25 protein-coding genes (1 of these 25 running past the window's edge) are annotated in these 25,386 nt (G+C 72.9%); 11 read left to right on the top strand and 14 right to left on the bottom strand.

Annotation, left to right across the window (positions count from 1 at the left end):
* Positions 1-10 precede the first annotated feature (10 nt).
* The 6 genes from QA634_RS18645 to QA634_RS18620 form a co-directional block, all read right to left on the bottom strand.
* Positions 11-349, bottom strand: coding sequence for a flagellar hook-basal body complex protein FliE (locus QA634_RS18645; protein ID WP_012333455.1), 339 nt, complete (start codon positions 347-349; stop codon positions 11-13).
* Positions 350-360: 11 nt separating this feature from the next.
* Positions 361-774 (bottom strand): flagellar basal body rod protein FlgC, encoded by a 414-nt coding sequence (gene flgC, locus QA634_RS18640; RefSeq protein ID WP_198293055.1) that lies wholly within the window; start codon positions 772-774, stop codon positions 361-363.
* Complete coding sequence (flgB, locus tag QA634_RS18635) at positions 774-1,157, bottom strand: flagellar basal body rod protein FlgB (protein ID WP_012333453.1); 384 nt, start codon at positions 1,155-1,157, stop codon at positions 774-776. Before flgB ends, flgC begins: the two co-directional genes overlap by 1 nt.
* Positions 1,158-1,240: 83 nt before the next feature.
* Positions 1,241-1,615 carry a DUF2794 domain-containing protein gene (locus QA634_RS18630; protein ID WP_012333452.1) on the bottom strand — a complete coding sequence of 125 codons (375 nt, stop codon included), beginning with the start codon at positions 1,613-1,615 and terminating at the stop codon, positions 1,241-1,243.
* Positions 1,616-1,979: 364 nt separating this feature from the next.
* Positions 1,980-2,621 (bottom strand): 5,6-dimethylbenzimidazole synthase, encoded by a 642-nt coding sequence (gene bluB / locus QA634_RS18625; RefSeq protein ID WP_012333451.1) that lies wholly within the window; start codon positions 2,619-2,621, stop codon positions 1,980-1,982.
* On the bottom strand, positions 2,618-7,465 hold the full coding sequence (locus tag QA634_RS18620; RefSeq protein ID WP_012333450.1) for an NAD-glutamate dehydrogenase: 4,848 nt from the start codon (positions 7,463-7,465) through the stop codon (positions 2,618-2,620). The genes bluB and QA634_RS18620 overlap by 4 nt, the downstream gene beginning before the upstream one ends.
* Positions 7,466-7,595: 130 nt before the next feature.
* On the opposite strand from QA634_RS18620, the gene QA634_RS18615 reads away from it, so the two are divergent.
* Positions 7,596-8,246, top strand: a complete 651-nt coding sequence (locus QA634_RS18615; protein WP_012333449.1) for a peroxidase-related enzyme — start codon at positions 7,596-7,598, stop codon at positions 8,244-8,246.
* A 188-nt stretch (positions 8,247-8,434) separates the two neighbouring features.
* Here QA634_RS18615 and QA634_RS18610 read toward each other — a convergent pair whose 3' ends face one another.
* Both QA634_RS18610 and rpmB read right to left on the bottom strand, forming a co-directional pair.
* On the bottom strand, positions 8,435-9,592 hold the full coding sequence (locus tag QA634_RS18610; RefSeq protein ID WP_012333448.1) for an FIST signal transduction protein: 1,158 nt from the start codon (positions 9,590-9,592) through the stop codon (positions 8,435-8,437).
* 257 nt (positions 9,593-9,849) lie between these two features.
* A complete protein-coding gene (rpmB, locus tag QA634_RS18605) occupies positions 9,850-10,140 on the bottom strand; it encodes a 50S ribosomal protein L28 (RefSeq protein ID WP_012333447.1) in 291 nt (96 codons plus the stop codon).
* Between the two features lie 271 nt (positions 10,141-10,411).
* Here rpmB and QA634_RS18600 point away from each other — a divergent pair, with 271 nt between their 5' ends.
* Positions 10,412-11,275: a DUF3108 domain-containing protein gene (locus tag QA634_RS18600; RefSeq protein WP_012333446.1), complete on the top strand. Its 864-nt coding sequence runs from the start codon at positions 10,412-10,414 to the stop codon at positions 11,273-11,275.
* A 74-nt stretch (positions 11,276-11,349) separates the two neighbouring features.
* Here QA634_RS18600 and QA634_RS18595 read toward each other — a convergent pair whose 3' ends face one another.
* Together QA634_RS18595 and acnA are read right to left on the bottom strand one after the other, a co-directional pair.
* The gene (locus QA634_RS18595; protein ID WP_012333445.1) at positions 11,350-11,655 is read right to left on the bottom strand and encodes a hypothetical protein; all 306 of its coding nucleotides are present in this window, start codon (positions 11,653-11,655) and stop codon (positions 11,350-11,352) included.
* Positions 11,656-11,751: 96 nt separating this feature from the next.
* On the bottom strand, positions 11,752-14,454 hold the full coding sequence (acnA, locus tag QA634_RS18590; protein ID WP_012333444.1) for an aconitate hydratase AcnA: 2,703 nt from the start codon (positions 14,452-14,454) through the stop codon (positions 11,752-11,754).
* 397 nt (positions 14,455-14,851) lie between these two features.
* On the opposite strand from acnA, the gene ccmA reads away from it, so the two are divergent.
* Together ccmA and ccmB are read left to right on the top strand one after the other, a co-directional pair.
* Entirely contained in the window at positions 14,852-15,490 is a 639-nt protein-coding gene (ccmA, locus tag QA634_RS18585) for a heme ABC exporter ATP-binding protein CcmA (protein WP_012333443.1), read from the top strand.
* Entirely contained in the window at positions 15,487-16,155 is a 669-nt protein-coding gene (gene ccmB, locus QA634_RS18580) for a heme exporter protein CcmB (RefSeq protein WP_012333442.1), read from the top strand. Before ccmA ends, ccmB begins: the two co-directional genes overlap by 4 nt.
* 42 nt (positions 16,156-16,197) lie before the next feature.
* On the opposite strand, the gene QA634_RS18575 is transcribed toward ccmB, so the two are convergent.
* A complete protein-coding gene (locus tag QA634_RS18575) occupies positions 16,198-16,371 on the bottom strand; it encodes a DUF1328 domain-containing protein (protein ID WP_012333441.1) in 174 nt (57 codons plus the stop codon).
* A gap of 115 nt (positions 16,372-16,486) precedes the next feature.
* On the opposite strand from QA634_RS18575, the gene QA634_RS18570 reads away from it, so the two are divergent.
* From QA634_RS18570 to QA634_RS18560, 3 genes are read left to right on the top strand one after another with little or no spacing between them, the layout of a single operon-like run.
* On the top strand, positions 16,487-17,251 hold the full coding sequence (locus QA634_RS18570) for a heme ABC transporter permease (protein ID WP_012333440.1): 765 nt from the start codon (positions 16,487-16,489) through the stop codon (positions 17,249-17,251).
* Between the two features lie 15 nt (positions 17,252-17,266).
* Positions 17,267-17,413, top strand: a complete 147-nt coding sequence (ccmD, locus tag QA634_RS18565) for a heme exporter protein CcmD (protein ID WP_012333439.1) — start codon at positions 17,267-17,269, stop codon at positions 17,411-17,413.
* Positions 17,410-18,000: a DsbE family thiol:disulfide interchange protein gene (locus QA634_RS18560; RefSeq protein ID WP_012333438.1), complete on the top strand. Its 591-nt coding sequence runs from the start codon at positions 17,410-17,412 to the stop codon at positions 17,998-18,000. Before ccmD ends, QA634_RS18560 begins: the two co-directional genes overlap by 4 nt.
* 94 nt (positions 18,001-18,094) lie before the next feature.
* Here the strand turns inward: QA634_RS18560 and QA634_RS18555 are convergent, their stop codons facing one another.
* Complete coding sequence (locus tag QA634_RS18555) at positions 18,095-18,874, bottom strand: GyrI-like domain-containing protein (protein WP_012333437.1); 780 nt, start codon at positions 18,872-18,874, stop codon at positions 18,095-18,097.
* A 110-nt stretch (positions 18,875-18,984) separates the two neighbouring features.
* Here QA634_RS18555 and dapF point away from each other — a divergent pair, with 110 nt between their 5' ends.
* Both dapF and mtaB read left to right on the top strand, forming a co-directional pair.
* On the top strand, positions 18,985-19,866 hold the full coding sequence (gene dapF / locus QA634_RS18550; RefSeq protein WP_012333436.1) for a diaminopimelate epimerase: 882 nt from the start codon (positions 18,985-18,987) through the stop codon (positions 19,864-19,866).
* On the top strand, positions 19,866-21,137 hold the full coding sequence (gene mtaB / locus QA634_RS18545; protein WP_012333435.1) for a tRNA (N(6)-L-threonylcarbamoyladenosine(37)-C(2))-methylthiotransferase MtaB: 1,272 nt from the start codon (positions 19,866-19,868) through the stop codon (positions 21,135-21,137). The genes dapF and mtaB overlap by 1 nt, the downstream gene beginning before the upstream one ends.
* Before the next feature lie 35 nt (positions 21,138-21,172).
* On the opposite strand, the gene QA634_RS18540 is transcribed toward mtaB, so the two are convergent.
* Positions 21,173-21,607 (bottom strand): PaaI family thioesterase, encoded by a 435-nt coding sequence (locus QA634_RS18540; RefSeq protein ID WP_012333434.1) that lies wholly within the window; start codon positions 21,605-21,607, stop codon positions 21,173-21,175.
* Positions 21,608-21,636: 29 nt separating this feature from the next.
* Between QA634_RS18540 and QA634_RS18535 the strand changes: the two genes are divergently transcribed.
* Positions 21,637-22,386, top strand: coding sequence for a histidine phosphatase family protein (locus QA634_RS18535; protein WP_012333433.1), 750 nt, complete (start codon positions 21,637-21,639; stop codon positions 22,384-22,386).
* A 44-nt stretch (positions 22,387-22,430) separates the two neighbouring features.
* Here QA634_RS18535 and QA634_RS18530 read toward each other — a convergent pair whose 3' ends face one another.
* Positions 22,431-24,629, bottom strand: a complete 2,199-nt coding sequence (locus QA634_RS18530; protein ID WP_036270269.1) for a malate synthase G — start codon at positions 24,627-24,629, stop codon at positions 22,431-22,433.
* Positions 24,630-24,949: 320 nt separating this feature from the next.
* Here QA634_RS18530 and QA634_RS18525 point away from each other — a divergent pair, with 320 nt between their 5' ends.
* Positions 24,950-25,386: the 5' portion of a DUF2076 domain-containing protein gene (locus tag QA634_RS18525; protein ID WP_012333431.1), read on the top strand. It continues 355 nt past the right edge of the window; the window shows 437 of its 792 coding nt (coding positions 1-437); it begins with the start codon at positions 24,950-24,952; its stop codon lies beyond the right edge, outside the window.

The following is a 25,386-nucleotide window of genomic DNA, read 5'->3' as shown; positions in this document are numbered from 1 at the left end:
GGGTGGATCCTCAGATCGCCATGCGGCTGATTTCGAGATAGGCGGCCACGACCTTGTCGCGGATGGCGATGGTGGTCTGCAGGCTCTGCTCGGCGGAGAGCACTGCCTCCACCACCTGCTGGGCGGAAGCCTTGCCCTGGAGCCCGGCGATGGCGGTCGCCTCGCCGGCGCGCAGGGTGTCGCGCATGCCGGAGGCGATCTGGGCCATGACGTCGCCGAAGGCCGGACCCGTCGGGATCGCGGTCGGGGCGGGGCTGAGAACGCCCTGAAGGAGCCCGGCCGAGGAGGGGCCGGAGACCGGTCCCGTCCGGTCGATCAGCGCGTTCAGGGATGCGACGGCCTCGATCATGGCGCCACGCCTCAGCTCTTCAGGAGATCGATGACGCTCGCCACGAGGGCCCGGGCCTGCTTGATCATCTGCAGGTTCGCCTCGTAGGAGCGGTTGGCTTCGCGCATGTCCGTCATCTCGATGAGGACATTGACGTTGGGATACTTGACGTCGCCGTTCTCATCGGCCGCCGGGTTGCCGGGCTCGTGCTCGACGCGGAAGGGCGCCCGGTCGACGCCGATCTCCCGCACGCCCACGGTGGCGGCCCCCGCCGCCCGGTCGAGTTCGCTGCGGAAGGTGATCGTCTTGCGCTGGTAGGGGTCCGAGCCCGGGTCCACGCCCGTCGACTGGGCGTTGGCGATGTTCTCGGCCACGACGCGCAGCCGCAGCGACTGCACCTCCATCCCGGCGCTGGCGAGGCGCGCCGAGGCGGTCAGAGGGTCGATCACGAGCCGCTCCTCACGCCCGACAGCATCATCCGGTGGAAGGCCTTCACCACCGCCGTGTTGAGGTTGAAGTCGCGCGCGATGTCGTTGGACTTCAGCATCTCCTGCTCCAGGCTGACCGAGTGGCCGCCCTGGATCGCGTCCCAGCTCTCGCTCGGCTTCACCTTCGCGGTGGGAGTGGTCGTGCCGGCCCTGAGATGGCCCTGGGACGTCGCCGCGAGGTCCAGCCCCGCGCGGGAGAGCACCTCGGCGAAGGGCACGACGTCGCGCGCCTTGTAGCCGGGCGTGTCGGCATTCGCGATGTTGCCCGCGACCGTCGCCTGCCGCACCGAGAGGTACTGCGCCCGCCGGGACGCGAGGCCGAAGAGGTAGATGCCGCTCAATGTCGGATCCTCGGAACCATTCCGTATCCCGAGGTCTAGGGTCGCAACCTTGCCTGAGGCTGGCGCAAGCTGGCGTCAGGGTCCTAGGACACGACGCGCAGGGGTTTCTCCAGCACGCGCAGCACCTGCGCGAGATCGTGGCCCCGCTTCAGGATGCGGCCGGTCTCGGCCACCACCGCGTAGGCGCCCTGGCGGCGGGCGAGCCGGGGATCCTTCTCGATGCGGTAGAGCGGGCGCTCCGAGGTGCGGCGATGGATCGAGAACACCGCCTTCTCGCGGGTGAAATCCATCGTGTAGTCGCGCCACTCTCCGGCCGCGACCATGCGCCCGTAGAGGTTGAGGATCTCGCGCAGCTCGCTGCGATGGAACGAGACCGGCGGGGGGGCAGCGCGGGGAAACGGGATCACCCGCGCCTCAGCCCCCGGTAGACGACTGTCCGGGGTCTCTCCTTCCGTCATCGTTCCTCCGCTGGTCTCGCCGGACGTCTGCGCACGTCCCTGCCGGGCATGATGGGATGCCGCTCCCGGCCCCGCAAGGGCGACGCGGCGCATCGCGTTGCCGGCTTCGCACAGGTCTCGGCCGGCGGCCGCCCCGCCGCGCCCGGACCGGCCACGCGTCATCATTCCGCCGAAATGGTGCCTTCGCCCGGCCGCGAAGCCGCTGTATTCACGGCACGACCTCTCGGTCCGGCCCCTCCGGCACCCGGCCAGCCCCGGCTGCGCGGGCGGCGAAGGATCCGGGCCTCCTCCAGAGGTTTCGAGACCCTTCCTTGAAGGCCGCCTCCCCGGAGTGCGGTCTTCCTTTTTGCCGGCGCCGGGGCGGTCAGCGCTCGACGACGAGGTCCTCGGCCCGCAGGCGCGGCTGCCAGGCGTGGCGCACGAGTTCCGGATCGGCGTGCTCCTCCTGGGGGTAGCCGACGCACAGGTAGGCGACGAGGCGCCACGCCTCCGGCACGCCGAGGAGCGCCGTCAGCGGCGCCGGGTCGAGGATCGAGACCCAGCCGACCCCGAGGCCCCGCGAGCGGGTGGCGAGCCAGAAGGTGTGGATCGCCAGCACGACCGAGTAGCGCAGCATCTCCGGCATGGTGGCGCGGCCGAGCCCGTGGCCGCTCTCCGTCGCCTCGTCGCAGAACACCGCGAGGTGGACGGGCGCCTCGCGCAGCCCCTCCAGCTTCAGGCGCCGGTAGGCGGCGGCGCGCGCGTCCGGGTAGGCCCGCGCCGCCTCGTCGTTGCAGCGGGCGAAATTCTCCGTCACGGCGCGACGCCGGTCCGGGTCGCCGACCCGCACGAAGCGCCAGGGCTGGCTGTTGCCGACCGAGGGGCTCAGGCAGGCGAGGGCGAGGCAGGCGCGCAGGTCCTCCTCCGGCACCGGGTCGGGCCGGAAGCGGCGCACGTCGCGCCGCCACGCGACGAGGTCCGCGAGACGCTCGCGGAAGGCGGCGTCGAAGGCGGGAGCCTCCGTCACGGCCTGGACAGGTCCGCCAGCAGGCTCGCCGCCACCGAGACCTTCGACACGGTGAGGCCTGAGGCCGCGATCGCCGAGACGGCGGTGCGGATGCGGGCGAGCGAGGCGCCGCGGGCGGCGCTCCAGCTCTCCACCGCCGCCTGGCCCTGGGCCCCCGTCGCGGCCGCCTCGGCCGTCAGCGCCCGGTGCGCGGCGGCGATGCCGGCGACCGCCCGTTCCAGGGCGATGCGGTCGAAGGTGTCGGAGACCGGCACGGCGCGGGCCGCCCGGGTGAGCGGGCCGAGGCGGAACAGCTCCTCGATGGCGAAGTGGGTCGCCGCGATGGCGACCGGCGGGCGCCCGGTCGCCTCGGCGACCCGCACGATGTCGGGGGCGGCGCCGAGCTCGGCGAGGGCCGCGAGCTGCCCGGCGAGGGGCTCCGGCACGCCCTGGTCGGCGAGGCTCCGGCCGCGCTTGGCGAGGGCCTCGCGCGCGCCGGCCGGCAGCACCGAGGACAGCGAGGAGGCCACGGCCGCGATCCCGTCCCGGTAGCGCGCCACCACGGCGTCGATGCCCCCTTCCCCGAGGCTCTCGTGGCGGATGAACCAGACCATGCGCTGGCGCAGGAGGTCCTGGAGCTCCGCGTAGAGGGCGAGCTGCTGGGCGCCCGAGACGGCGCCGTCGAGCCCGTCCACGGCCCGGTTGAGGTCGAGGAGCCCGAACGCGTCGCGGGTGACCGCGTAGGCCGCCGCCACGGTCGGCGCCTCGGCGCCGGTCTCGTCGGAGAGGCGGCTCACCAGGGTCGGGCCGCCGCGGTTGATGATCGCGTTGGCGAGGCCCGTCGCGATGATCTCGCGGCGCAGGCGGTGGCTCGCCACCGCGTCCGGGTAGCGGGCGAGCAGCACCGGCGGGAAGTAGCGATCGAGCTCGCGCGACAGATAGGGATCGTCCGGCACGGCGCTGTCGAGGAGCGCGTCCTTGAGCGACAGCTTGGCGTAGGCGAGGAGCACGGCGAGTTCGGGCCGCGTCAGGCCCTCGTCGGCCTGGGCGCGCTCCGCGAGGGCCGCGTCCGAGGGCAGGAACTCGACGGAGCGGTCGAGGCGGCCCTCCGCCTCCAGGGCCTGCATCAGCCGCGTCGCGAAGCCGGACTCGGCCGCGCCCTGGCGCTGGGCGAGGGACAGGGCGAGGGTCTGGATCTGGTTGTTGCGCAGGACGAGGTCGGCGACCTGGCCGGTCATGCCGGCGAGCAGGGCGTTGCGCGCCTCCGGGCCGAGCCGCCCGTCGCGCTCGGGCGTGGTGAGCGCGATCTTGATGTTCACCTCGACGTCCGAGGTGTTGACGCCGGCCGAGTTGTCGATCGCGTCGGTGTTGAGGCGGATGCCCCGCCGCGCCGCCTCGATGCGCCCGCGCTGGGTCACGCCGAGATTGGCCCCCTCCCCGATCACCCGGGCGCGCACCTCCGCGCCGGTGATGCGCAGGGCGTCGTTGGCGCGGTCGCCCGCCTCGTCGTCGCTCTCGCCCGAGGCGCGGATGTAGGTGCCGATGCCCCCGAACCAGAGCAGGTCGACGGGCGCCTTCAGGATCGCCTGCATCACCTCGGCGGGGGTCGCCTCGGCCCGGTCGAAGCCGAGGCGGGCGCGGATCACCGGCGAGAGCGGCACCGTCTTGGCCGAGCGCGGGAAGACCCCGCCGCCGGCCGAGATCTTGTCCCGGTCGTAATCGGCCCAGGACGAGCGCGGCAGCTCGAACAGGCGGCGGCGCTCGGCGTAGGAGGTGGCCGGGTCCGGGTCCGGATCGAGGAAAATGTCCCGGTGGTCGAAGGCGGCCACGAGCTTGAGGCAGCGCGAGAGCAGCATGCCGTTGCCGAACACGTCGCCCGACATGTCGCCGACGCCGACCACCGTCACCGGCTGGCTCTGCACGTCGACGTCGATCTCGCGGAAGTGGCGCTTGACCGCCTCCCAGGCGCCCCGGGCGGTGATGCCCATCGCCTTGTGGTCGTAGCCCTGGCTGCCGCCCGACGCGAAGGCGTCGCCGAGCCAGTGCCCGCGCTCGATCGAGATCGCGTTGGCGATGTCCGAGAAGGTGGCGGTGCCCTTGTCGGCCGCGACCACCAGGTAGGCGTCGTCCCCGTCGTGGCGCACCGTGTCGGCGGGCGGGACGATCGCCCCGTCCACGATGTTGTCGGTGAGCGAGAGCAGGGTGCGGATGAAGATCCGGTAGCTCTCGGTGCCCTCGGCCATCCAGGCCTGGCGGTCGGAGGCGGGCGGCAGGCGCTTGGGGAAGAAGCCGCCCTTGGCGCCCACCGGCACGATCACGGCGTTCTTGACCTGCTGGGCCTTCACGAGGCCGAGGATCTCGGTGCGGAAATCCTCCGGCCGGTCCGACCAGCGCAGGCCGCCGCGGGCGATGTAGGCGAAGCGCAGGTGCACGCCCTCGACGCGCGGGGAATAGACGAAGATCTCGAAGAGCGGCCGCGGCAGCGGCATCCCGTCGACCTTGGCGCAGCGGAACTTGAACGCGATGGTGTCGGGCGGCAGGCCGTGGGGGGCGACCTGGAAGAAGTTGGTGCGCTGGGCCGCCTCCACGAGGTTCACGAAGCGGCGCAGGATGCGGTCCTCGTCGAGGCTCGTCACCGCGGACAGGCCGGCCTCGATCTCGGCGCGCAGGGCCGCCTCGCGGGCAGCGCGGCTCTCGGCACCGCCCTCGGCGCGGGGATCGAAGCGCGCGTAGAACAGGGCGACGATCCCGGCGGCCAGGGCGGGGTGGCGGCTCAGCGTGGCGGCGAGGTAGCCCTGGCCGTAGCGGATCCGCAACTGCCGGAGGTAGCGCCCGAGGGCGCGCAGCAGGGCCGCGTCGCGCCAGCCGAGGCCGGCCTCCAGGATCAGCCGGTTGTAGGCGTCGGTCTCGGCGAGGCCGCGCGCGATGGCGAGCAGGGCCGCCTCGACGGGGCGGTCGAGCCGGGCGAGATCGATCGCCCCGCCGCCCGCGCGCTCGAGCAGCATGTCGTGCAGCCAGATCCCGTCCGTCTCCGGCGCGCCGGGCCGGCCGATCAGGAAGGTGCGCTCGTCGATGACCCGGAACCCGAAATTCTCCAGCACCGGCACCCGATCCGAGAGGGGCAGCGCGCTGCCTTTCGAGAATACCTTGAGGCCGATCCGCGTCTCGGGGTCGCCCGGGTGGCGGTGGAGGTCGACGGCGCGCGGGCGCTCCGCCGTGATCCGCTCCAGGATCGCGATGTCGGACAGGGCCTGAGCGCTGTCGTAGGTCTCCCGGTAGCCCGCCGGGAACGCCTCGGCGTAGTAGGCTCCGAGCGCCCGGGCGCGGCCGCCGTCCATGGCCTCGGCGAGGGCGTCGCGCAGGCCGTCGGCCCAGGTGCGCGAGAGGGCCGTCACCTCGGCCTCGAGCTCGGCCGGATCGATCGCCGGCGGAACCTCCTCGCGGCGGCCGATCACGATGTGGAAGCGGGCGAGCGGCCCCTCCGGATAATCCGGGTAGATCGCCGAGATGTGCCCGCCGAGGCGCATGGCGAGGTGGGCGGCGATTCGCTTCTGCAGGGCCGCGTCGGTGCGGTCCTTCGGCACGAAGACGAGGAGCGAGACGAAGCGGCCGAACTTGTCCGCCCGCGCCAGCACCCGCACCCGCGGGCGCTCGGCCAGGAGCACGATGGCGAGGGCGAAGCGGCGCAGGAGATCGGTGTCGATCTGGAAGAGGTCGTCGCGCGGATAGGTCTCCAGCACGTGCAGGAGCGAGCGGCCGGCATGGCTGGTCGGGTCGAGCCCGGCCTCGGCCACGACGGTCGCGACCTTGCGGCGCAGGTACGGCACCTCCTCGGCCCGGCTCGTGTAGGTGGTGCTCGCGAAGAGCCCGACGATGCGCAGCTCGCCCGCGACGCGCCCGTCGCCCGAGAAGAGCTTGATCCCGACCATGTCGAGGTGGGTGCGGCGATGGACCCGCGAGATCAGGCTTGCCTTGGTGATGATCAGCGCCTCGGGCCGCTCCAGGAAGGCGCGGATCTCGGGTGTCATCGCCACCATGGTGCGGCCGCGGCGCAGCACCTCGACGGAGCCGTCGCGCAGGAGGCCGAGGCCGCTCTCGCGCACACCCCGGTACTCGGCGCCCTCGCCGAGCCGGTACTCGCGCATCCCCAGGAAGGTGAACTGGTCGGCCCGGATGTAGTCGAGGAAGGCGCGGGCCTCCGCGACCTCCTCGGCCGCCACCGGCGGCGGCGCGGATTCGTAGGCGGCGGCGACCGCGTCGAGCCGGGCCAGCATCGCCCGGTGGTCCTGCGTGGAGACCGCCACGTCGGCGTAGACCTGGGCGAGGCCGTCGAGGAGGCCCGCCCGCTCGCCCTCGTCGTCGATCCGGTCGAGATGGATGTGGATGAAGCTCTCGCGGCTCAGCGCGTCGCCGGCTCCCGCGGTGGTCTCGCCCACGAGGCGCAGCAGGGCGCCGTCGGGGCCGCGCTCCACCGCCAGGATCGGGTGGGCGACGAGGCGCGGCTCGTAGCCCCGCGCCACCAGCTCGGCCAGGGTCGAATCGAGCAGGAAGGGCCGGTTCGGATTGATGGCCTCCAGGACGGTGACGTCGCGCCGCCCGCCGTCGCGCTCCACCACCACGTCGTTGAGGCGCAGATCCGCGCCGCTCTCGTCGGGCCGCGCCGCGGCGAGGTGCTGGCGGGCCGCGAGGGCGAGGTCGGCCAGGGTCTCGGGCGCGTAGGCGTTGAGATCCTCGGGCGGGACTCGGCCGAACAGGTCGCGGACGAAGTCGCCGGGCTCCCGGCGGGCCTCCGCCGCCGCGACGGCGGCGGCGATGAGGTCGGTGCGGCTCGCCCGCGCTTCGGGCGTCGCGGTCGACAGGTCCACGGCTCGTCCCTCCCGCCGAGGTGTCAGCGGGCGACGGGTGACATAGACCTCGGCGGCCCGCAACCCTGGCGTCTCGTCCGCGTGCGTTTCCCGATCTATAGCTCAGTCGCGACGACAGGGAGACGACGCGATGGCCGGGGCGAAGCCGAAGAGGAAGGTGGCCAAGGAGGAGGTCGGCGAGCACCCGCGCCTCCAGGAGACCGAGGGCGCCGTGATGGCCCTCGACCTGGAGCCGGCGGCCGAGCTGCCCCCCGACCTCGCCGCCTATTTCGACAAGTGCCGGGAGAAGATCGGCTTCGTGCCGAACGTGCTGCTCGCCTACGCGCACGACGCGGCCAAGCTCGACGCCTTCGTGTCCTTCTACAGCGACCTGATGCTGGCGCCGTCGGGCCTGTCGAAGCTGGAGCGCGAGATGATCGCTGTGGCGGTGTCGAGCGCCAATCGCTGCTACTACTGCCTGACCGCGCACGGGGCGGCGGTGCGCGTGCTCTCGGGCGACCCGGTCCTCGGCGAGATGCTGGTGATGAACTACCGGGCCGCGTCGCTCTCGCCGCGCCACCGGGCGATGCTCGACTTCGCGGTGGCGCTCACCGAGGCGCCCTGGACGGTGGAGGAGGAGGACCGCGAGGCGCTGCGCGATGCCGGCTTCACCGACAAGGACATCTGGGACATCGCGGCGGTGGCGAGCTTCTTCAACATGACGAACCGCATGGCCTCGGCGGTCGACATGCGGCCGAACCGCTCCTACCACGGCGACGCGCGCGCCTTGCCGAAGGTCTGATACGTTTTCCGGAAGATCACTTCCGGAAAACGTATCACAAGCCCGCGCGGCGCCTGAGCGAAGCCCGGGTCCGCCATCGGCGACGGCCCGATGCGTCGGCGTCCCGGGCCGCCGGGATGGCGCGCGGCGAGGAGGGCGCTGCCGGCGCGGCCGCGCGGATCACCCGCGCGCCGGGATGCGGCGCGCCCTCACGCCCGCGACCCCGCCCCGATCGCGATTCCCGTGAAGGTGTGGTTGAGGTGGATCGCCCGGTACTGCTCGCCGAAGGTCTCGAACCCGATCACGTTGTAGCGGCGATAGAGATCGGACAGGCGGTGGCGGACCTGGTGCGACTCGGCGTCGAGCCGGCGCAGCACGCAGTCGAAGCCGATGACGAGGTCGAGGCCGCCGAGCGACGCGTCGAGCCGGGCGAGCTCGTCCCGGGTCGTCGCCACGAGATCCTTGCGGCCGGCCAGCGTCAGCACGACCCCCTCGTCGACCGCGCACAGGAAGCTCAGCGAGCCGTCCGGGTTGAGGCGGTGGATCGAGCGGCAGAAGTAGTCGCCCCCGACCCGCACGGCGAGCGGATTGGCCGCGAACACCGTCGGGGTCAGCATCTCGGGCTGCAGGCCGAGCGCCCGCGCGTACTCGGCCGCGGCCGGCTCGGCGTTGAGCTCGCGCACCGTGCGATGCTCGGCGTCGGTCTGGGTGACCACGAACTTCACCGCCCGCGGCTCCAGGTTGTCGGTCTTGAACACCTGGATCGGGTGGTCGGTCGCCACGATGAGCAGGATCGCCGCGCCGTGATGGACCACCCCGTCGTGGATCAGCGCCGTGTGGGCGAAGGTGAGCGCGTCGCCCGCCGAGCCGCCCACCAGGGGGATCGCGTCGAGGCCGAAGGCGACCGCCGAGGTCACCCGCTCCTCGGCCAGCGTCAGGCTGTCGATGAGCGAGATCGCGAAGCGCTGGCCGTACTCCGCCCCCTCGGTGCCGAGGCGCAGGCGCAGGCTGCGCACGCGGGCCACCGCCGCCTCGACGTCGAGCTGCTCCACGTCGGCGAGCACGGTCGAGACGACCCGGAAGCCCTCGCGCGGGAAGGCGACCGCGACGAGGCCGCGATCGAGGCCGCCCGCCGGGCTGATCTCCCCCGAGGAGGTGCAGCCCGCCACCGGAATGCCCGGGAAGCGGCGCGCCAGCGCCGCCGCGACCGCGTCGGCCCCGTAGGCGGGCGAGAAGAAGACGAGGAGCTGGCCGACCCGCCGCGCGTCGATCGCGTCGGCGATGGCCGCCACGGCCTCCTCGGCCCGGTCCAGCTCCGACCACGCGGTCTGCACGCCGCACAGATGCGCGCGCCCACCCTTCGTCACGGGACGCCTCCCTCAACCCCGGCCGCGAGCGGGCCGATGGATCCCGGCACGGCCGGGCTGTTGGGCGGCACGCTGCGGCAGAACGCGCAGCGCGGCAAGGGCGGCCGCCCCGACACGGCGTCACAGCCGCGATCCCGCCCCGGGCGCGAAGACGCCCCGGACGCGAAGAGCCGCCGGCCCGGGTCGGGCGGCGGCTCTCGATCGGGTGCCCGGGGGCCCCGCCGGCGGCGCGGAACGCCGCGCCCGGCGGGGGCCGCTCAGGCCGCGGCGGCGAGCTTCTTCTCGATCTCGCGCTTCAGCAGGCGCGCGTTCTGCGACAGGTCCTGCTCGCCGGCCTTGACCAGGAAGGCGTCGAGCCCGCCCCGGTGCTCGACCGAGCGCAGGGCGTTGGCCGAGATGCGCAGGCGCACGGAGCGGCCGAGCGTGTCGGAGAGCAGGGTGACGTTGCACAGGTTCGGCAGGAACCGGCGCTTGGTCTTGCGGTTCGAGTGGCTCACCAAGTGGCCGGTGAGCACGGCCTTGCCGGTGAGTTCGCAGCGACGCGACATGGTATCAGTCCTTCACAATCCGATAGGCCACGGGCCGCTTGACGCTCACGCCGGGCGCTGGAACAGCGACCGCGGCGGCGACCGGACCGCGCGAAAGCCAGGAAGGCTCGCGCCTATAGGGGAGAGAGGGCGGTTTCGTCAAGCGTGAGCGGCGTCACGTCCGCGCGCCCGCGGGCGCCGAGACGAAGCGTTAACCTTAAACTCGTCACGATGCCGCGCGATTCCTGCGGATGGCGGGCTCGTCCCGCGTCCCCTCACCACGGTCTGTGCCATGCGTGCCAAGCCCTTCCTCCCGGCCCTCCTCGCCCCGGGCCTGCTGCTCGGGATGGGGCCGGCGGACCCTGCCGCGGCGGCCCGCGCACGGGCGGCCGCGACCGCGGTGACGGTGGATTACGGCATCATGCTGGCCGGCGTGCCGATCGGGACCGCGCAGATGACGGGAGCGATCGAGGGCCAGCGCTACCGGATGGACGTGACGGCCAAGCTCACGGGCCTCGTCGGCGCGATCACCGGCGGCTACGGCTCGGGCCGGGCCTCGGGGGTCGCGGGGTCCGGGCGCCCGATCCCCGGCACCTTCGCGGTGTCCTCGCACTCGTCGAGCACCTCGATCACCGTCCGGATGGCGCTGGCGCGGGGCAACGTGGTCGCCTCCGAGATCGTGCCGCCGCTCCTGGTCGATCCCGAGCGGGTGCCGGTCGACGCGGCGAGCAAGCGGGCCGTGGTCGATCCGGTGAGCGCGCTGCTGATGCCCGCCCAGGGACGGGGCGACCTCACCGACCCGCAGAATTGCAACCGGGTGATCCCGGTCTTCGACGGGGCGAGCCGGTTCGACGTGATCCTGAGCTACGGCGAGACCCGCCGGGTGGAGAAGCCGGGCTATGCGGGGCCGGTCCTGGTCTGCAACGCCCGCTACCGGCCGATCACGGGCCACCGGCCCGACAAGCCGGGCGTGAAGTTCATGGAGGAGAACACCGACATGTCGGTGTGGCTCGCCCCGGTCGAGGGCGCGCGGGTGCTGCTGCCCCTGCGCATCTCGGTGCGCACGATGCTCGGCACCAACATCATCGAGGCGACGCGCTGGACCCAGTCCGGCGCCGAGGCGCAGGCCACGCAGGCCGCCGCGGTGGCGCAGTAATGCGGCTGTCGGCGTCCCTCAGGCGCCGCGCAGGCTCGTGATCCGGGATCCGCTTCGATCGAGCGGATCCCGGATCACTCCTCCTCGGCGTCGCCGGTCTCCAGGGTCGCCCGCACGGTGGCGAGCACCCGCTTGGCGAGGTCCGAATCCGGGTCGTCGCGGGTGAGCGCGTCCTCCAGCATCGCGAGGTAGCCGCCGAGTTCGTGGCGGTAATGGTCGGAATCGATCCCGCGCAGGATCCGGGCGAGGAAGCCGATCGCCATCTGCAGCGCCACCTGCTTGGCCGCCACGTCGGCCTGGGCCTCCGACAGGCGGGCGATCATCTCGCCGTGGCTCGCCGACAGGACGGTGAGGCCGTTGATCTTGTCATCCGCGGTCATGCGCTGTCTCCGGGGGGCGCGGCGCCCAGCAAAAAGGCCCCTCCGCGGCGCGGAAGGGCCCTCGGGAGGGGCCGGGCGGGCGCCCGGCCCGTTCGGTCACGCCGCGAGCTGGCGCAGCACGTAGGGAAGGATGCCGCCGTTGCGGAAGTATTCCAGCTCGTCGAGGGTGTCGATCCGGCAGGTGAGCGGCACCTCCCGGGTCGCGCCGTCCGCCCCGGTGATCTCCGCCACCAGGGTCTGGCGCGGCTTCAGCTCCCCGGCGAGGCCGCGGATCGTCACGGTCTCGTCGCCCTTGAGGCCGAGGGAGGCCCAGGTCGTGTCGCCCTGGAAGACCAGCGGCACCACGCCCATGCCGACGAGGTTCGAGCGGTGGATGCGCTCGAAGCTCTCGGCGATGACCGCCCGCACCCCGAGCAGCTTCGTGCCCTTGGCCGCCCAGTCGCGCGACGAGCCGGTGCCGTATTCCTTGCCGGCGAACACGACCAGCGGCGTGCCCTCCTGCTGGTAGCGCATCGCCGCGTCGTAGATGAACATCTTCTCAGCCGTAGGCTGGTAGAGGGTCCAGCCGCCCTCCACCACCGTGCCGGACGCGTCGCGGACCATCTGGTTCTTGATGCGGATGTTGGCGAAGGTGCCCCGCATCATGACTTCGTGGTTGCCGCGCCGCGTGCCGTACTGGTTGAAGTCCTGCACCCGGACCTGATGCTCCTGCAGGTAGGCGCCGGCCGGCGAGGCCGCCCGGATGTTGCCCGCGGGCGAGATGTGGTCGGTGGTGATCGAGTCGAGGAACAGCCCGAGGATGCGGGCGCCGACGATGTCGGTGACCGGCGCCGGGGTCTTCTCCATGCCCACGAAGTAGGGCGGGTTCTGCACGTAGGTGGAGCCGGAATTCCACTGGAAGGTCTGGGCCGGGGTCACCTCGACCGCCTTCCAGTTCGCGTCGCCGCCGAACACGTCGGCGTAGCGGCTCTTGAACAGGGCGGAGGTGATGGTCTGCTCGATGAAGGCGTTCACCTCCGCCGAGGACGGCCAGATGTCCTTCAGGTAGACCGGCTTGCCGTCCGAGCCGGTGCCGAGCGGCTCCCGGGTCAGGTCGACCTGGAGCGAGCCGGCGAGCGCGTAGGCGACGACGAGGGGCGGCGAGGCGAGGTAGTTCGCCCGCACGTCCGGATTCACCCGGCCCTCGAAGTTGCGGTTGCCCGACAGCACGGCGGCCGCGACCACGTCGTTGTCGTTGATCGCCTTGGAGATCGGCGCCGGCAGCGGGCCGGAATTGCCGATGCAGGTGGTGCAGCCGAAGCCGACGAGGTTGAAGCCGAGCGCGTCGAGGCTCTGCTGCAGCCCGGCCTTCTCCAGGTACTCGGCGACGACCTGCGAGCCGGGGGCGAGCGAGGTCTTCACCCAGGGCTTCGAGCGCAGGCCCTTGGCGACGGCGTTGCGGGCGAGCAGCCCCGCCCCGATCATCACGCTCGGGTTCGAGGTGTTGGTGCAGGAGGTGATCGCCGCGATCACCACGTCGCCGTGGCCGATGTCGAAATTGGCGCCCTCGACCGGGTAGCGCTTGGCGATGTCGGCGGCCTTGCGGAACTCGCTCTCCATCGAGGCGGCGAAGCCGGCCTTGGCGGAATCGAGCAGCACCCGGTCCTGCGGGCGCTTGGGGCCGGCGAGCGAGGGCTTCACGTCGGCGAGGTCGAGTTCCAGCGTGTCGGTGAAGACCGGGTCGGGGGTCGCGGCGTCGCGCCACATCCCCTGCGCCTTGGCGTAGGCCTCGACCAGCGCGATGCGCTCGTCGGCGCGGCCGGTGACCTTCAGGAAGTCGATGGTCTTGGCGTCGACCGGGAAGAAGCCGCAGGTCGCGCCGTATTCGGGCGCCATGTTGGAGATCGTGGCGCGGTCGGCCACCGCCATGTCGTCGAGGCCGGGGCCGTAGAACTCCACGAACTTGCCGACCACGCCCTTCTTGCGCAGCATCTGGGTGACGGTCAGCACGAGGTCGGTGGCGGTGGTGCCCTCCGGCAGCTTGCCCGAGAGCTTGAAGCCGACCACCTCGGGGATCAGCATCGAGAGCGGCTGGCCGAGCATCGCCGCCTCGGCCTCGATGCCGCCGACGCCCCAGCCCAGCACCGCCAGGCCGTTCACCATCGTGGTGTGCGAATCGGTGCCGACGAGGCTGTCCGGATAGGCCAGTTCCTGCCCGTTCTCGAAGGCCTTGGTCCAGACCGTCTGGGCGAGGTACTCGAGGTTGACCTGGTGGCAGATGCCGGTGCCGGGCGGCACCACGGAGAAGTTGTCGAACGCCGTCTGGCCCCACTTGAGGAAGGTGTAGCGCTCGCCGTTGCGCTCGTATTCGAGGGCGACGTTGTCGGCCAGCGCCTTCGGGGTGCCGAACTCGTCCACGATCACGGAGTGGTCGATGACGAGATCGACCGGCACGAGCGGGTTGATCTTCTTCGGGTCGCCGCCGAGCGCCACCATGGCGTCGCGCATGGCCGCGAGGTCGACCACGGCCGGCACGCCGGTGAAGTCCTGCATCAGCACGCGCGAGGGCCGGAAGGCGATCTCGGTCTCGACCTTGCCGCGGTTGTCGAGCCAGGCGGTCACGGCCTCGATGTCGGCCCGCTTGACGGAGCGGTCGTCCTCGAAGCGCAGCAGGTTCTCCAGCAGCACCTTCATCGAGAAGGGCAGCCGGCCCGCGTCCGGCAGGCCGTTCTTCTCGGCCTCAGGGATGGAGTAGTAGGCGTAAGCCTTCGCGCCGATCTGCAGGGTCTGACGGGATTTGAAGCTGTCGATGGAAGCCACGGCGTGGTCCTCGCGAGGGGTTGTCGAACACGGCGCAGGGATGACCTGCGCCAGACGTCATGTGTTCGGCCGGATGCGCGAGCGGCGCCGGTCCCCTGTGCGGGCACGACTCCGCTTCCCGTGCGGCATCCCGGGCAGGGCCGGGAGGGCCACGGTGCGCGCGCCGCCCCGGGGGTGCCCGGACTGGGATTGCGCGAGAGACGGTTTGGACGCCTTCAAGGTCGCGCGGCGCAGCCAGGGATGCGTATAGAACACTTCGAATGTGGCCGCTACGGGGGTGTGAGGTGGCGAGACGAGACGCGCAGGCGAGGCGGCACCGGGACGCGCCCGGGGGGCGGCGCGCGCCCTTCCCTGGCGGGCCGGGACGCGGCGTCGCGGGCGCGGCCGGGGCGGCCCCGTGCGGCTGATCGCCGAGGGGCTCGCCTGCCGCCGCTCGGGGCGGCGCATCTTCTCCGGCCTCTCCTTCGCCCTCGGCCCCGGCGAGGCGCTGGTCGTGACGGGCCGCAACGGCGCGGGCAAGTCCACCCTGCTCGCCCTCGTCTCCGGGCGTCTCGCGCCGGAGGCCGGGCGGCTGCGCGCGGAGGATGTCGGCGAGCGCACGATCCCCGAATGCCTGCACGGGGTCGGCCACCGGGACGGGCTCAAGAGCGCGCTCACCGCCGAGGAGAACCTCGCCTTCGCCCGCGACCTCCTCGGCGAGGCGGCGCTGTCGCCCCGCGAGGCGCTCGGCCGGATGGGGCTCGCCCACGCGGCGGGCCTGCCGGTCGCCTACCTGTCGGCCGGGCAGCGGCGGCGGGTCGCGCTCGCGCGGCTCCTCGTCTGCCGCCGCCCGCTCTGGCTCCTCGACGAGCCGACCGCCGCCCTCGACGTCGCCTCGCAGGGCATCCTCGCCGCGCTGATGCGCGCCCACCTGCGCGAGGGCGGCCTCGTGATCGCGGCGACCCACCAGGCGCTCGGGCTCGAGGGCGCCCGCGAGATCGCCATCGAGGCCCATCGCCCGGCGCGCCTCGACCCCCTCGCCGAGGCCGCCCGATGACCCGCTCCTTCCTCGCGGTGCTCCTGCGCGACCTGCGGCTCGCCGGCCGCATCGGCGGCTCGGGCGCCCTGTCGCTCGTCTTCTTCCTGATGATCGTGGTGCTGGTGCCCTTCGCGCTCGGACCCGACCTCAACCTCCTGTCCCGGATCGGCCCGGCCATCCTGTGGCTCTCGGCCGTGCTGGCGACCCTGATCGGCCTCGACCGGCTGTTCCAGGCCGACGAGGAGGACGGCTCCCTCGACCTCCTCACGGGGGCGCCGGTGCCGCTCGAACTCGTGGTGCTGGCCAAGGCCCTGGCCCATTGGCTGACGACCGGCCTGCCGCTCGCCCTCGCGGCGCCGCTCTTCGGGCTCCTGGTGGCGCTCACGCCGACCGCCATGGCGGCGACGAGCCTGACGCTCCTCGTGGGCTCGCCCGCCCTCACCTTCATCGGGGCGGTGGGCGCCGCGCTCACCGCCTCGATCCGCCGCGGCGGGCTGATCCTCGCCGTGGTGGTGCTGCCCCTGATGATCCCGACCCTGATCTTCGGGGTCTCGGCGGCGGAGGCCGCCACGGGCGGCACCGTGCCCTTCGCGACGCCGCTCATGATCCTGGGCGCGCTCAGCCTGGTGGCGGGCGTCGTCGGCACGCTCGGGGCCGCCGCGGCGCTGCGCGCCAGCGAGTGACCCGCGCCGCCGCGCGCGGCGCCCCCGGCTCGGCCGCGAGGCTCAGAACACCGCCTGCCCGAGCGCGAAGGCGACCACCACGATCACCACGGCGACGACGAGGAAGAGGCCGAACAGCAGGCGGGCGATCCCGCGGGCGCCCGCCGCCACGTTGGTGAATCCGAGCGCGCCCGCTACCAGCGAGACCACGAAGAAGATGAGGGCCCATTTCAGCATGTCGCGGAACCTTGACCGAGAAACCGCACCCCAACGGGGTTCTCCCGCGCGCGTTCCGTGATGCGCCGATCATCCGCATTGCGGGCGGCCGCGGCCCCGGGCTAGATCCCGCCCCATGGCACAAGGCCTCCTCACCCGGCTCGCGCAGCCGAGCCACTTCATGCGCTGGTCGGGCGCCGCCCTGCCCTGGCTCGGCGGCCTCAGCGCCGTGCTGCTGGCCGCGGGCCTCTACCTGTCGTTCTTCGTCGCGCCCGCCGATTACCAGCAGGGCGAGACGGTGCGGATCATGTTCCTGCACGTGCCGGCCGCGTGGCTCGGCGTGTTCTTCTACGGGGCGATGACGGTCTCGGCGCTCGGCACGCTGGTCTGGCGCCACCCGCTGGCCGACGTGGCGCAGCGCGCCGCCGCCCCGATCGGCGCCGCCTTCACGCTGATCTGCCTCGTCACCGGCTCGCTCTGGGGCAAGCCGATGTGGGGCACCTACTGGGTCTGGGACGCGCGCCTGACCTCGATGCTGGTGCTGCTGCTGATCTATTGCGGGCTGCTCGCGCTGTGGCGCACCATCGAGGATCCGGGCCGGGCCGCCCGGGCGGTGGCGATCCTCACCCTGGTCGGCGCCGTCAACCTGCCGATCATCAAGTTCTCGGTGAACTGGTGGTCGACGCTGCACCAGCCGGCCTCGATCCTGCGGATGGGTGGGCCGACCATCCACCCGACCATGCTCTACCCGCTGCTGGTGATGATCGCGGCCTTCTCGGTGCTCGGGATCACGCTGCACCTCGCGACGATGCGCACCGAGATCCTGCGCCGCCGGGTGCGGACGCTGGCGATCCTCGAAGCGGAGCGGCTCGACGCCGTGCCGACGCCCCAAATCGCCTGACCGATCGGACCCGCCGTGGATCTCGGACCGCACGCCACCTTCATCCTCGCCTCCTACGCCTTCACGGCCCTGGTGGTCGCGGCGCTGATCCTGCACGCCGTGCTCGATTTCCGCGCCCAGCGCCGCGCCCTGGCGCGGCTCCAGGACGGGAGGGACGCGTGAGCGCCGCCGACGAGGCCGAGGCGGCGTCCGCCCGGCGCGGCCGGATCCTCTTCCTGCTGCCGCTCGTGGTCTTCCTCGCGCTGGCCGGGATCTTCCTCGGGCGCCTGCTCACGCGGGGCTACGACCCCTCGGCGGTGCCCTCGGCCCTGATCGGCCGCCCGGCCCCCGCCTTCGCGCTGCCCGGGCTGCCCGGCCTCGCGGGGCAGGACGGGCCGGTGCCGGGCCTCGCCAGCGCCGATTTCGCCGGCAAGGTGACGGTGCTCAACGTCTGGGCGTCCTGGTGCGCGCCCTGCCAGATCGAGCACCCGATGCTGATGCGCCTGTCGCGCGACGGGGTGAACCTCGTCGGCATCGACTACAAGGACGCGCCCGAGAACGGGCGGCGCTTCCTCGGCCGCCACGGCAACCCGTTCCGGGCCGTGGGCATGGACGAGAGTGGGCGCGTCGGCATCGATTTCGGGGTCTACGGGGTGCCCGAGACCTTCATCATCGGCCCGGACGGCCGCATCCGCGACAAGCTCGTCGGCATCCTGACGGCGGAGAATTACGAGAGCTTCCTGGAGAAGGTGCGGGCCGCGGCGAAGTAGGCGGGCGGGCCGGCGCCGGGTCAGGCCGGCCGCCGGATGGTCTGATCCGGGCTCCGGTTGACCGCAGCGGATCCCGGATCAGTCGGACGTCGTATCACCGCGGCCCACCCTCCTTCGGCAGCGCGTAGATGTTCACCTCGAGCCCGGTGTCGCTCGCGCTCCTCAGGTCGGTCAGGTACTCCTCCACGAAGGCGTCCTGGACGATGATGCCCTTGGCGTCGAGATAGGCCGTCACCGTCTCGTAGGTCTGGTCGATCTCGTCGTAGGCGCCCTTGTGCACGAAGCGCAGGGCCTTGCCGCTCGGCGTGCTGCCGAAGCGGAGATCGGCCGGCAGGCCGGCGGGCCTCGGGTCCGGCACCTGCTCGATCGGCAGCATCGCCTCGAACTGGAACCCGTCGTCGTCCGTGCGGGTGAAGACCGCGACCGGCCGGCCCACCGCCCGCACGCCCGCCTTGGCGAGGTCGCCCTCCAGCCGCGCGAAGGCGTCGCGCAGGGTCGGCACCGCCGCGTCCCACTTGGCGTTGCCGGCGAGGATCGCGGCGGGCTTGGCCGGCAGCATCACCTCGTCCACGTCCGAGGGATCCCCGGGATTCGGCACCAGGGTCTGGCGCGGGCCGGCCGGCGCGGGGCCCGGCGGCACCGCCTTCTCGGGCAGCGGCGGGGCCGGCGCCTCGCCGGAGCGGGGCCCCGGCCCCGGATCGGTGGTGGTCGGGAGCGGGTTGGCCTGCGCGGGCGGTTGCTGGGCCCGCGGGGCGCCCGATCCGGCGGCGAGGGCGAGGGCCAATCCGAGCGCGGCGAGCGGGAGACGGGACACAATCACGGGCGAAGCGCTCCGGTCGGGATCGGGGGTCGGGCCGGCGCCGTGCGCCACCATCCGAACGGGCGAGACCGTAATCCGGTTCGCCTGCCCCGGCGAGAGCGGCGCTCGCGCGCGGCGGCGTTTCGGGCCATATACGGGCGACCTGAAGACGAGCCGCCACACCCATGTCCCCCCTCGCGGATCACCGCTTCCTGAAGATGAACGGTCTCGGCAACGAGATCGTGGTGCTGGACCTGCGCGCCAGCAGCCACGTGGTGCGGCCCGAGGAGGCGCGGGCCATCGCGGCCGATCCCCGCTCCCGCTTCGACCAGCTCATGGTGCTTCACGATCCGGTCACGCCCGGCACCGACGCCCGCCTGCGGATCTACAACCGGGACGGCTCGGAATCCGGCGCCTGCGGCAACGGCACCCGCTGCGTCGCCTGGGCGATGCGCGCCGATCCGGTCATGGGGCGCGCGGGCGAGCAGCTCACCCTGGAGAGCGCGGCGGGGCTGCTCGCCGTCACCCGCGTCTCCGACACGGATTTCACCGTCGACATGGGCCCCCCGCACCTGCGCTGGGACGAGATCCCGCTCTCGGAGCCCTTCCCGGACACGCGGCGGATCGAATTGCAGATCGGACCGATCGATGCGCCGATCCTGCACTCGCCGGGCGTGGTCAGCATGGGCAACCCGCACGCGGTGTTCTTCGTCGACCGCGATCCCGAGACCTACGATCTCGGCCGGATCGGGCCGCTCCTCGAAGCGCATCCGCTCTTCCCGGAGCGGGCCAACATCTCGCTCGCCCAGGTGGTCGCGGCGGACCGCATCCGGCTGCGCGTGTGGGAGCGCGGCGCCGGCCTCACCCGGGCCTGCGGCTCGGCGGCCTGCGCCGCCCTGGTGGCGGCGGCGCGGCTGCGGCTGACCGGCCGGCGCGCCACCGTGACCCTGCCGGGCGGCGACCTCGTGATCGCCTGGGGCGAGGACGACCACGTGCGGATGACCGGGCCGACGGAGCTCGAATGGGAGGGCCGCTTCCCCCCTGCCCTGTTCGCGGGCGCGGCCTGATGCCCGTGGAGGTGCTGAGCTTCGGCTGCCGCCTCAACGCCGTCGAGGGCGAGGCGGTCAGGAGGGCGGCCGGGCCGGCGGGCGGCGACCTCCTGGTCGTGAATACCTGCGCGGTCACCGCGGAGGCGACCCGCCAGGCGCGCAAGGCGATCCGGCAGGCGGCGCGCGAGCGGCCCGGGCTTCGGATCGTCGTCACCGGCTGCGGCGCCGAGGTCGAGGCGCGGGCCTACCGGGCGATGCCGGAGGTCTCCGGCCTCGTCGGCAACCACGCAAAGCTCGCGCCGGCGACGTGGTCGGACGGGGCTTGGTCGGGCGGAACTTGGTCGGGCGAGAGCCGGGCGGCGCCGGATCCCGCTGGCGTCGGCGCCGTCATGGCGGTGCGGCACGCCTCGCCCGCCCCCGCGCCCCGCATGCCGGGCCGCACCCGGGCCTTCCTGCCGGTGCAGAACGGCTGCGACCACCGCTGCACCTTCTGCGTGATCCCGTTCGGGCGCGGCCCCTCGCGCTCGCTGCCGGTCGCGGCGGCGATCGCCCAGGCGCGGGATCTCGTCGAGGACGGGGTCCGCGAGATCGTGCTGACCGGAATCGACCTTACGGCCTACGGCCGGGATCTCGGCGCGGGGACGGGCCTCGGGGGTCTCGTCAAGGCGCTGCTGCGGGCGCTGCCCGACCTCGCCCGGCTGCGCCTGTCCTCGATCGATTCGGTCGAGGCGGATGCCGACCTCCTCGACGCGCTGGCGACCGAGCCGCGGCTGATGCCGCAGCTGCACCTGTCGCTGCAGGCGGGGGACGACCTCGTCCTCAAGCGCATGAGGCGCCGGCACACCCGCGCCGACGCCGTCGCCTTCTGCGAGACGGTCCGGCGCCTGCGGCCGGAGATCGTGCTCGGCGCCGACCTGATCGCGGGCTTCCCGACGGAGACCGAGGCGCAGTTCGCCCGCTCGCTCGCCCTGGTGGAGGAATGCGGGCTGACGCAGCTCCACGTCTTCCCGTACTCGCCACGCCCGGAGACGCCGGCCGCGCGGATGCCGCAGGTCCCGGGCGAGGTCGCGCGCGCCCGGGCGGCGCGGCTGCGCGAGGCGGGCGCCGCCGCCCTCGCCCGCCGCCTCGCCGCGGAGGTCGGGCAGCGGCGCGAGGTGCTGGCCGAGCGCGGCGGCACCGGCCGCACGGAAGGGTTCCTGCCGGTGCGGCTGCCGGAGGGCGTCGCGCCCGGCACGCTGCGCCGCCTCGCCATCACCGGTCACGACGGGCGCACACTCCTGGCCGCGTGAGGCGCGGCGTCCTGGCCGCGTGAGGCGCGGCTCCCTCACGGGCTCGCCGCGCCGGCCGGCCGCGAGGTCGGCTCGGCGAGGCCGGTCGGCTTGAACACGCCGCTCGCCGTGGCGACGAGGGCGCCGCCCTCGGCGCGCACCTCGGCGTCGCAGAACAGGATCGACTGCCCGGCCCGCACCACGCGCCCCTCCGCCAGGAGCACGCCCCGTCCCGGCGACAGGAAGCGCGTCTGCATGTCGAGCGTCACCACCGGCCGCCCCACATTGAGCCGCGCCGCCGTCCCCATGGCAATGTCGAGGAGCGTGCACAGGACGCCCCCGTGCGCGATGCCGAGATTGTTGGCGTGCGCGGGCCCGAGGGCGAGGCGCAGATGCGTCCGCCCCTCCGCGAAGCGCAACGCCTCCACGCCGCAGAGCCGCGCGAAGGGGATGTCCGCCCCGAAGATCAGATCCGCCGCCCCGTCCGCCATCCGCCCGCTCCGCATTTCGAAAGGACGGTATGGTGCGTTCGCCGTCCTGGCAATTCGGGCTTCCCGGCAATTCGGGCTATAGCGGGGTGATGAGCAAGGCCCCTCCCCCCTCCTTCGTCCGCACCCGCTGGTGGTGGGTGCGCCACGCGCCCGTGCGCGGCGACAACGGCCGCATCTACGGCGGCTCCGACATCGCCTGCGATTGCGGGGATGCCCACGTCTTCGCGGGCCTCGCCCCGGTGCTGCCGCTCGGCGCGGCCTGGGTGTCGAGCCATCTCGGCCGCACGCGCCAGACCGCCGAGGCCCTGTGGCAGGCGCGCGACTTCACGGTCGACGGGATCGCGCCCGCCCTGACGGTGCTGCCCGCGCTGGCGGAGCAGGATCTCGGCGACTGGCAGGGCCGGGAGCGCGCCCGCTTCTTCGCCGAGCGGCAGCCCCTGGCGGACAGCTACTGGTTCGCCCCCGCCGACGAGCGCCCGCCCAACGGCGAGAGCTTTTCGGAATTGTGCGGGAGAGTCCACGCCGCGATCGCGGAGCTGACGGCGGAGCACCGCGGCCGCGACATCGTCGCGGTGGCGCATGGCGGCACGATCCGGGCCGCGATCGCCCTCGCCCTCGCCCTGCCGCCCCAGGGCGGGCTGGCCTTCGCGGTGGAGAATTGCTCGCTCACCCGGCTCGACCATTACGAGGGCCCGGACGGGGCCGGCTGGCGGGTCGGGATGGTCAACAGCCAGCCCTGGCTCGGGGCGAGCCTGGAGGGCGGCGGGCCGGCGGCCTGACGCCTGCCGACGGGGCCGGCTCCCGGGGGAGCCGGCCCGCGACGTCACGCCGTGGCGCCCTCGCGGGCCTTCTCGGTCGGGGCTCCGGCCGCCTTCGCCTCGCGGCGGCGGGCATGCAGCACCCACTCGGTGTAGCCGTTCGGCTGCACGCGGCCCTTGAAGACGAGGTCGCAGGCGGCCCGGAAGGCCGGCCCGTCGAAGCCCGGCGCCATCGGCGTGTAGAGCGGGTCGCCGGCATTCTGGCGATCCACGACCTTGGCCATCCGCCGGAGCGTCTCCATCACCTGCTCCTCGCTGACCACGCCGTGGTGCAGCCAGTTGGCGATGTGCTGGGAGGAGATGCGCAGGGTGGCGCGGTCCTCCATCAGCCCGACATCGTGGATGTCCGGGACCTTGGAGCAGCCGACGCCCTGATCGATCCAGCGCACCACGTAGCCGAGGATGCTCTGGGCGTTGTTGTCGATCTCCTGCTGGACGTCGTCGGGGGCGAAGTTGGAGCGGGCGAGCGGGATCTGCAGGATCTCGTGCAGGGCCGAGCGGGGCCGGCGCGCGAGCTCCTCCTGGCGGGCGCGCACGTCGGTCTCGTGGTAGTGCAGGGCGTGGAGCGTCGCGGCGGTCGGCGACGGGACCCAGGCCGTGCTGGCGCCGGCCTTCGGGTGGGCCCCCTTCTGCATCAGCATGTCGGCCATGGCGTCGGGCGCCGCCCACATGCCCTTGCCGATCTGCGCCCGGCCGAGCAGCCCGCAGGCCAGCCCGACATCGACGTTGTTCTCCTCGTAGCCCTTGATCCAGGGCGTCGCCTTCATGTCGTTCTTGCGGATGACCGGTCCCGCCTCCATCGCGGTGTGGATCTCGTCGCCGGTGCGGTCGAGGAAGCCGGTATTGATGAACACGACCCGCTCGTCGGCGGCCTTGATGCAGGCGGCGAGGTTGACCGTGGTGCGGCGCTCCTCGTCCATGATGCCCATCTTGAGCGTGTTGCGCTCCAGGCCCAGCATCGCCTCGACCCGGCCGAACAGCTCGACCGCGAAGGCGACCTCCTCGGGCCCGTGCATCTTCGGCTTGACGATGTAGACCGAGCCCTTGCGGCTGTTGCGCAGGCCGGATTCGTTGCGCAGGTCGTGGATCGCGATCATCGCCGTGACGGCGGCGTCGAGGATGCCTTCCGGCACCTCGTTGCCCTCCGCATCGCGCACCGCGTCCGTGAACATGTGGTGGCCGACATTGCGCACCAGCATCAGGCTGCGGCCGGGCACCGTCACCTCGCCGCCGGTCGGGGCGGTGTAGTGCCGGTCGGGGTTGAGGCGGCGCTCCAGCACGCGGCCGTCCTTCTGGAACGTCGCCGAGAGGCTGCCGTTCATCAGGCCGAGCCAGTTGCGGTAGACGACGACCTTGTCGTCCGCGTCGACCGCCGCGACGGAATCCTCCAGGTCCATGATGGTCGAGATCGCGGATTCGATCAGGATGTCGGCCACGCCCGAGGCGTCGAAGCGGCCGATCCGGTGGGTGCGGTCGAGGACGATCTCGATGTGCAGGCCGTTGTGGCGCAGGAGCAGCGCCGAGGGCATGCTCGCCCGGCCGCGATAGCCGACGAAGGCCTCGGGCCGCGCCAGCGGGATGGTGTCGCCGGTGTTCATGTTGCCGACGAGGGCGCCGCCCTCGATGGCGTAGGTCACGACGTCGGCGTGGCGCCCGCCCGCGAGCGGCACGGTGCGGTCCAGGAAGGCACGGGCGCGGGTGACGACGCGGGCGCCGCGGGTGCGGTTGTAGCCCGGGCCGCGGACCGCGCCGCCCTCGTCCGAGATCGCGTCGGTGCCGTAGAACGCGTCGTAGAGCGAGCCCCAGCGGGCATTGGCGGCGTTGAGGGCGTAGCGGGCATTCGAGACCGGAACCACCAGCTGGGGGCCCGCGATGCTGGCGATCTCGTCGTCCACGTTCTCGGTGCGGGCGCGCACCGGGCCCGGATCGGGCAGGAGATAGCCGATCTCGCGCAGGAAGCTCTCGTAGGCGGCCTCGTCGACGGGCCTGCCCGCGCGCTCGCGGTGCCACGCGTCGATCCGGTCCTGCAGCGCGTCGCGCTTGGCGAGCAGGGCGCGGTTTCTCGGCGTCAGGTCGCGCAGGACGGCGGCGAGCCCGCCCCAGAACACCTCGGGCGACACGCCCGTGCCCGGCAATGCCTCGCGGACCACGAAGTCGTGGAGCACCCGCGCCACCTGCAACCCGCTGACCTTTTCTCGATCCATCATCATCCTCCCGGCGGCAGGCCCGTCACGCGTGCCGCGCGCGCCGTCCTTAACAGGCGAAACAGGGCCCAGATAGGCGCCGCGTGCCGGCGCGGCGACGCTGCCGAGGCGGAACCATTTCAAATCTCGCGAACTGTCAGGTCAGTGCGGCCGCGGTCGAGCGGAGCGGCGGGATGAGAGCAGGTGACCAAATCGTAATCTCATCGGGGCCGGGACTCGGTCGATTTCGGCTCTCGTGCCCCGTGACAAACAGCAACGCCCCTCCCATCTGGAGGCCGCCGGGCGGTCTCGCTGCCTGGTGCCGATAGGAGTACGACTCCATGAACAGCGAAGAACGCGACGTCATCAACGGCATTTTCCAGCGTCTCGAGCAGGCCGCGCAGCAGCCCCGCGATGCCGACGCGGAGCGGTTCATCGCCGAGAAGATCCGGACCCAGCCCTACGCGCCCTACGCCATGGCGCAGCTGATCTACGTGCAGCAGGAGGCGATCAAGAGCCTCAACCAGCAGCTCGAGCAGGCGCGCGCCGAGGCGCAGCGCGGTCAGGGGGCCGGTCAGGGCGCGGGCGGCGGCTTCTTCTCCAGCATCTTCGGCGGCGGCTCGCGCCAAGATCCCCGCCAAGATCCCCGCCAGGATCCCCGCCAGGAGCCGCCGCGCCCCGGCGGTGCCTGGGGCAACCAGCCGGGCTACGGCCAGCAGCCGCCCGGCTACGGCCCGGGCGGGGGCTATCCGCCCCAGCAGGGCGGGTACGGCCAGCC

The organism is Methylobacterium sp. CB376, from assembly GCF_029714205.1.
Lineage (GTDB): Bacteria > Pseudomonadota > Alphaproteobacteria > Rhizobiales > Beijerinckiaceae > Methylobacterium.
The sequence above is the reverse complement of the archived record's forward strand: the minus strand, read 5'-3'. Positions and strand labels throughout refer to the sequence as shown.

Bases quoted from the DNA above. Each gene is read 5' to 3' on its own strand.
- QA634_RS18645 (WP_012333455.1), bottom strand. From the start codon at position 349: ATGATCGAGGCCGTCGCATCCCTGAACGCGCTGATCGACCGGACGGGA.
- QA634_RS18630 (WP_012333452.1), bottom strand. From the start codon at position 1,615: ATGACGGAAGGAGAGACCCCGGACAGTCGTCTACCGGGGGCTGAGGCG.
- QA634_RS18615 (WP_012333449.1), top strand. From the start codon at position 7,596: ATGGCCGGGGCGAAGCCGAAGAGGAAGGTGGCCAAGGAGGAGGTCGGC.
- rpmB (WP_012333447.1), bottom strand. From the start codon at position 10,140: ATGTCGCGTCGCTGCGAACTCACCGGCAAGGCCGTGCTCACCGGCCAC.
- QA634_RS18600 (WP_012333446.1), top strand. From the start codon at position 10,412: ATGCGTGCCAAGCCCTTCCTCCCGGCCCTCCTCGCCCCGGGCCTGCTG.
- QA634_RS18595 (WP_012333445.1), bottom strand. From the start codon at position 11,655: ATGACCGCGGATGACAAGATCAACGGCCTCACCGTCCTGTCGGCGAGC.
- ccmB (WP_012333442.1), top strand. From the start codon at position 15,487: ATGACCCGCTCCTTCCTCGCGGTGCTCCTGCGCGACCTGCGGCTCGCC.
- QA634_RS18575 (WP_012333441.1), bottom strand. From the start codon at position 16,371: ATGCTGAAATGGGCCCTCATCTTCTTCGTGGTCTCGCTGGTAGCGGGC.
- QA634_RS18570 (WP_012333440.1), top strand. From the start codon at position 16,487: ATGGCACAAGGCCTCCTCACCCGGCTCGCGCAGCCGAGCCACTTCATG.
- QA634_RS18555 (WP_012333437.1), bottom strand. From the start codon at position 18,874: ATGGTGGCGCACGGCGCCGGCCCGACCCCCGATCCCGACCGGAGCGCT.
- dapF (WP_012333436.1), top strand. From the start codon at position 18,985: ATGTCCCCCCTCGCGGATCACCGCTTCCTGAAGATGAACGGTCTCGGC.
- mtaB (WP_012333435.1), top strand. From the start codon at position 19,866: ATGCCCGTGGAGGTGCTGAGCTTCGGCTGCCGCCTCAACGCCGTCGAG.
- QA634_RS18540 (WP_012333434.1), bottom strand. From the start codon at position 21,607: ATGGCGGACGGGGCGGCGGATCTGATCTTCGGGGCGGACATCCCCTTC.
- QA634_RS18535 (WP_012333433.1), top strand. From the start codon at position 21,637: ATGGTGCGTTCGCCGTCCTGGCAATTCGGGCTTCCCGGCAATTCGGGC.
- QA634_RS18530 (WP_036270269.1), bottom strand. From the start codon at position 24,629: ATGGATCGAGAAAAGGTCAGCGGGTTGCAGGTGGCGCGGGTGCTCCAC.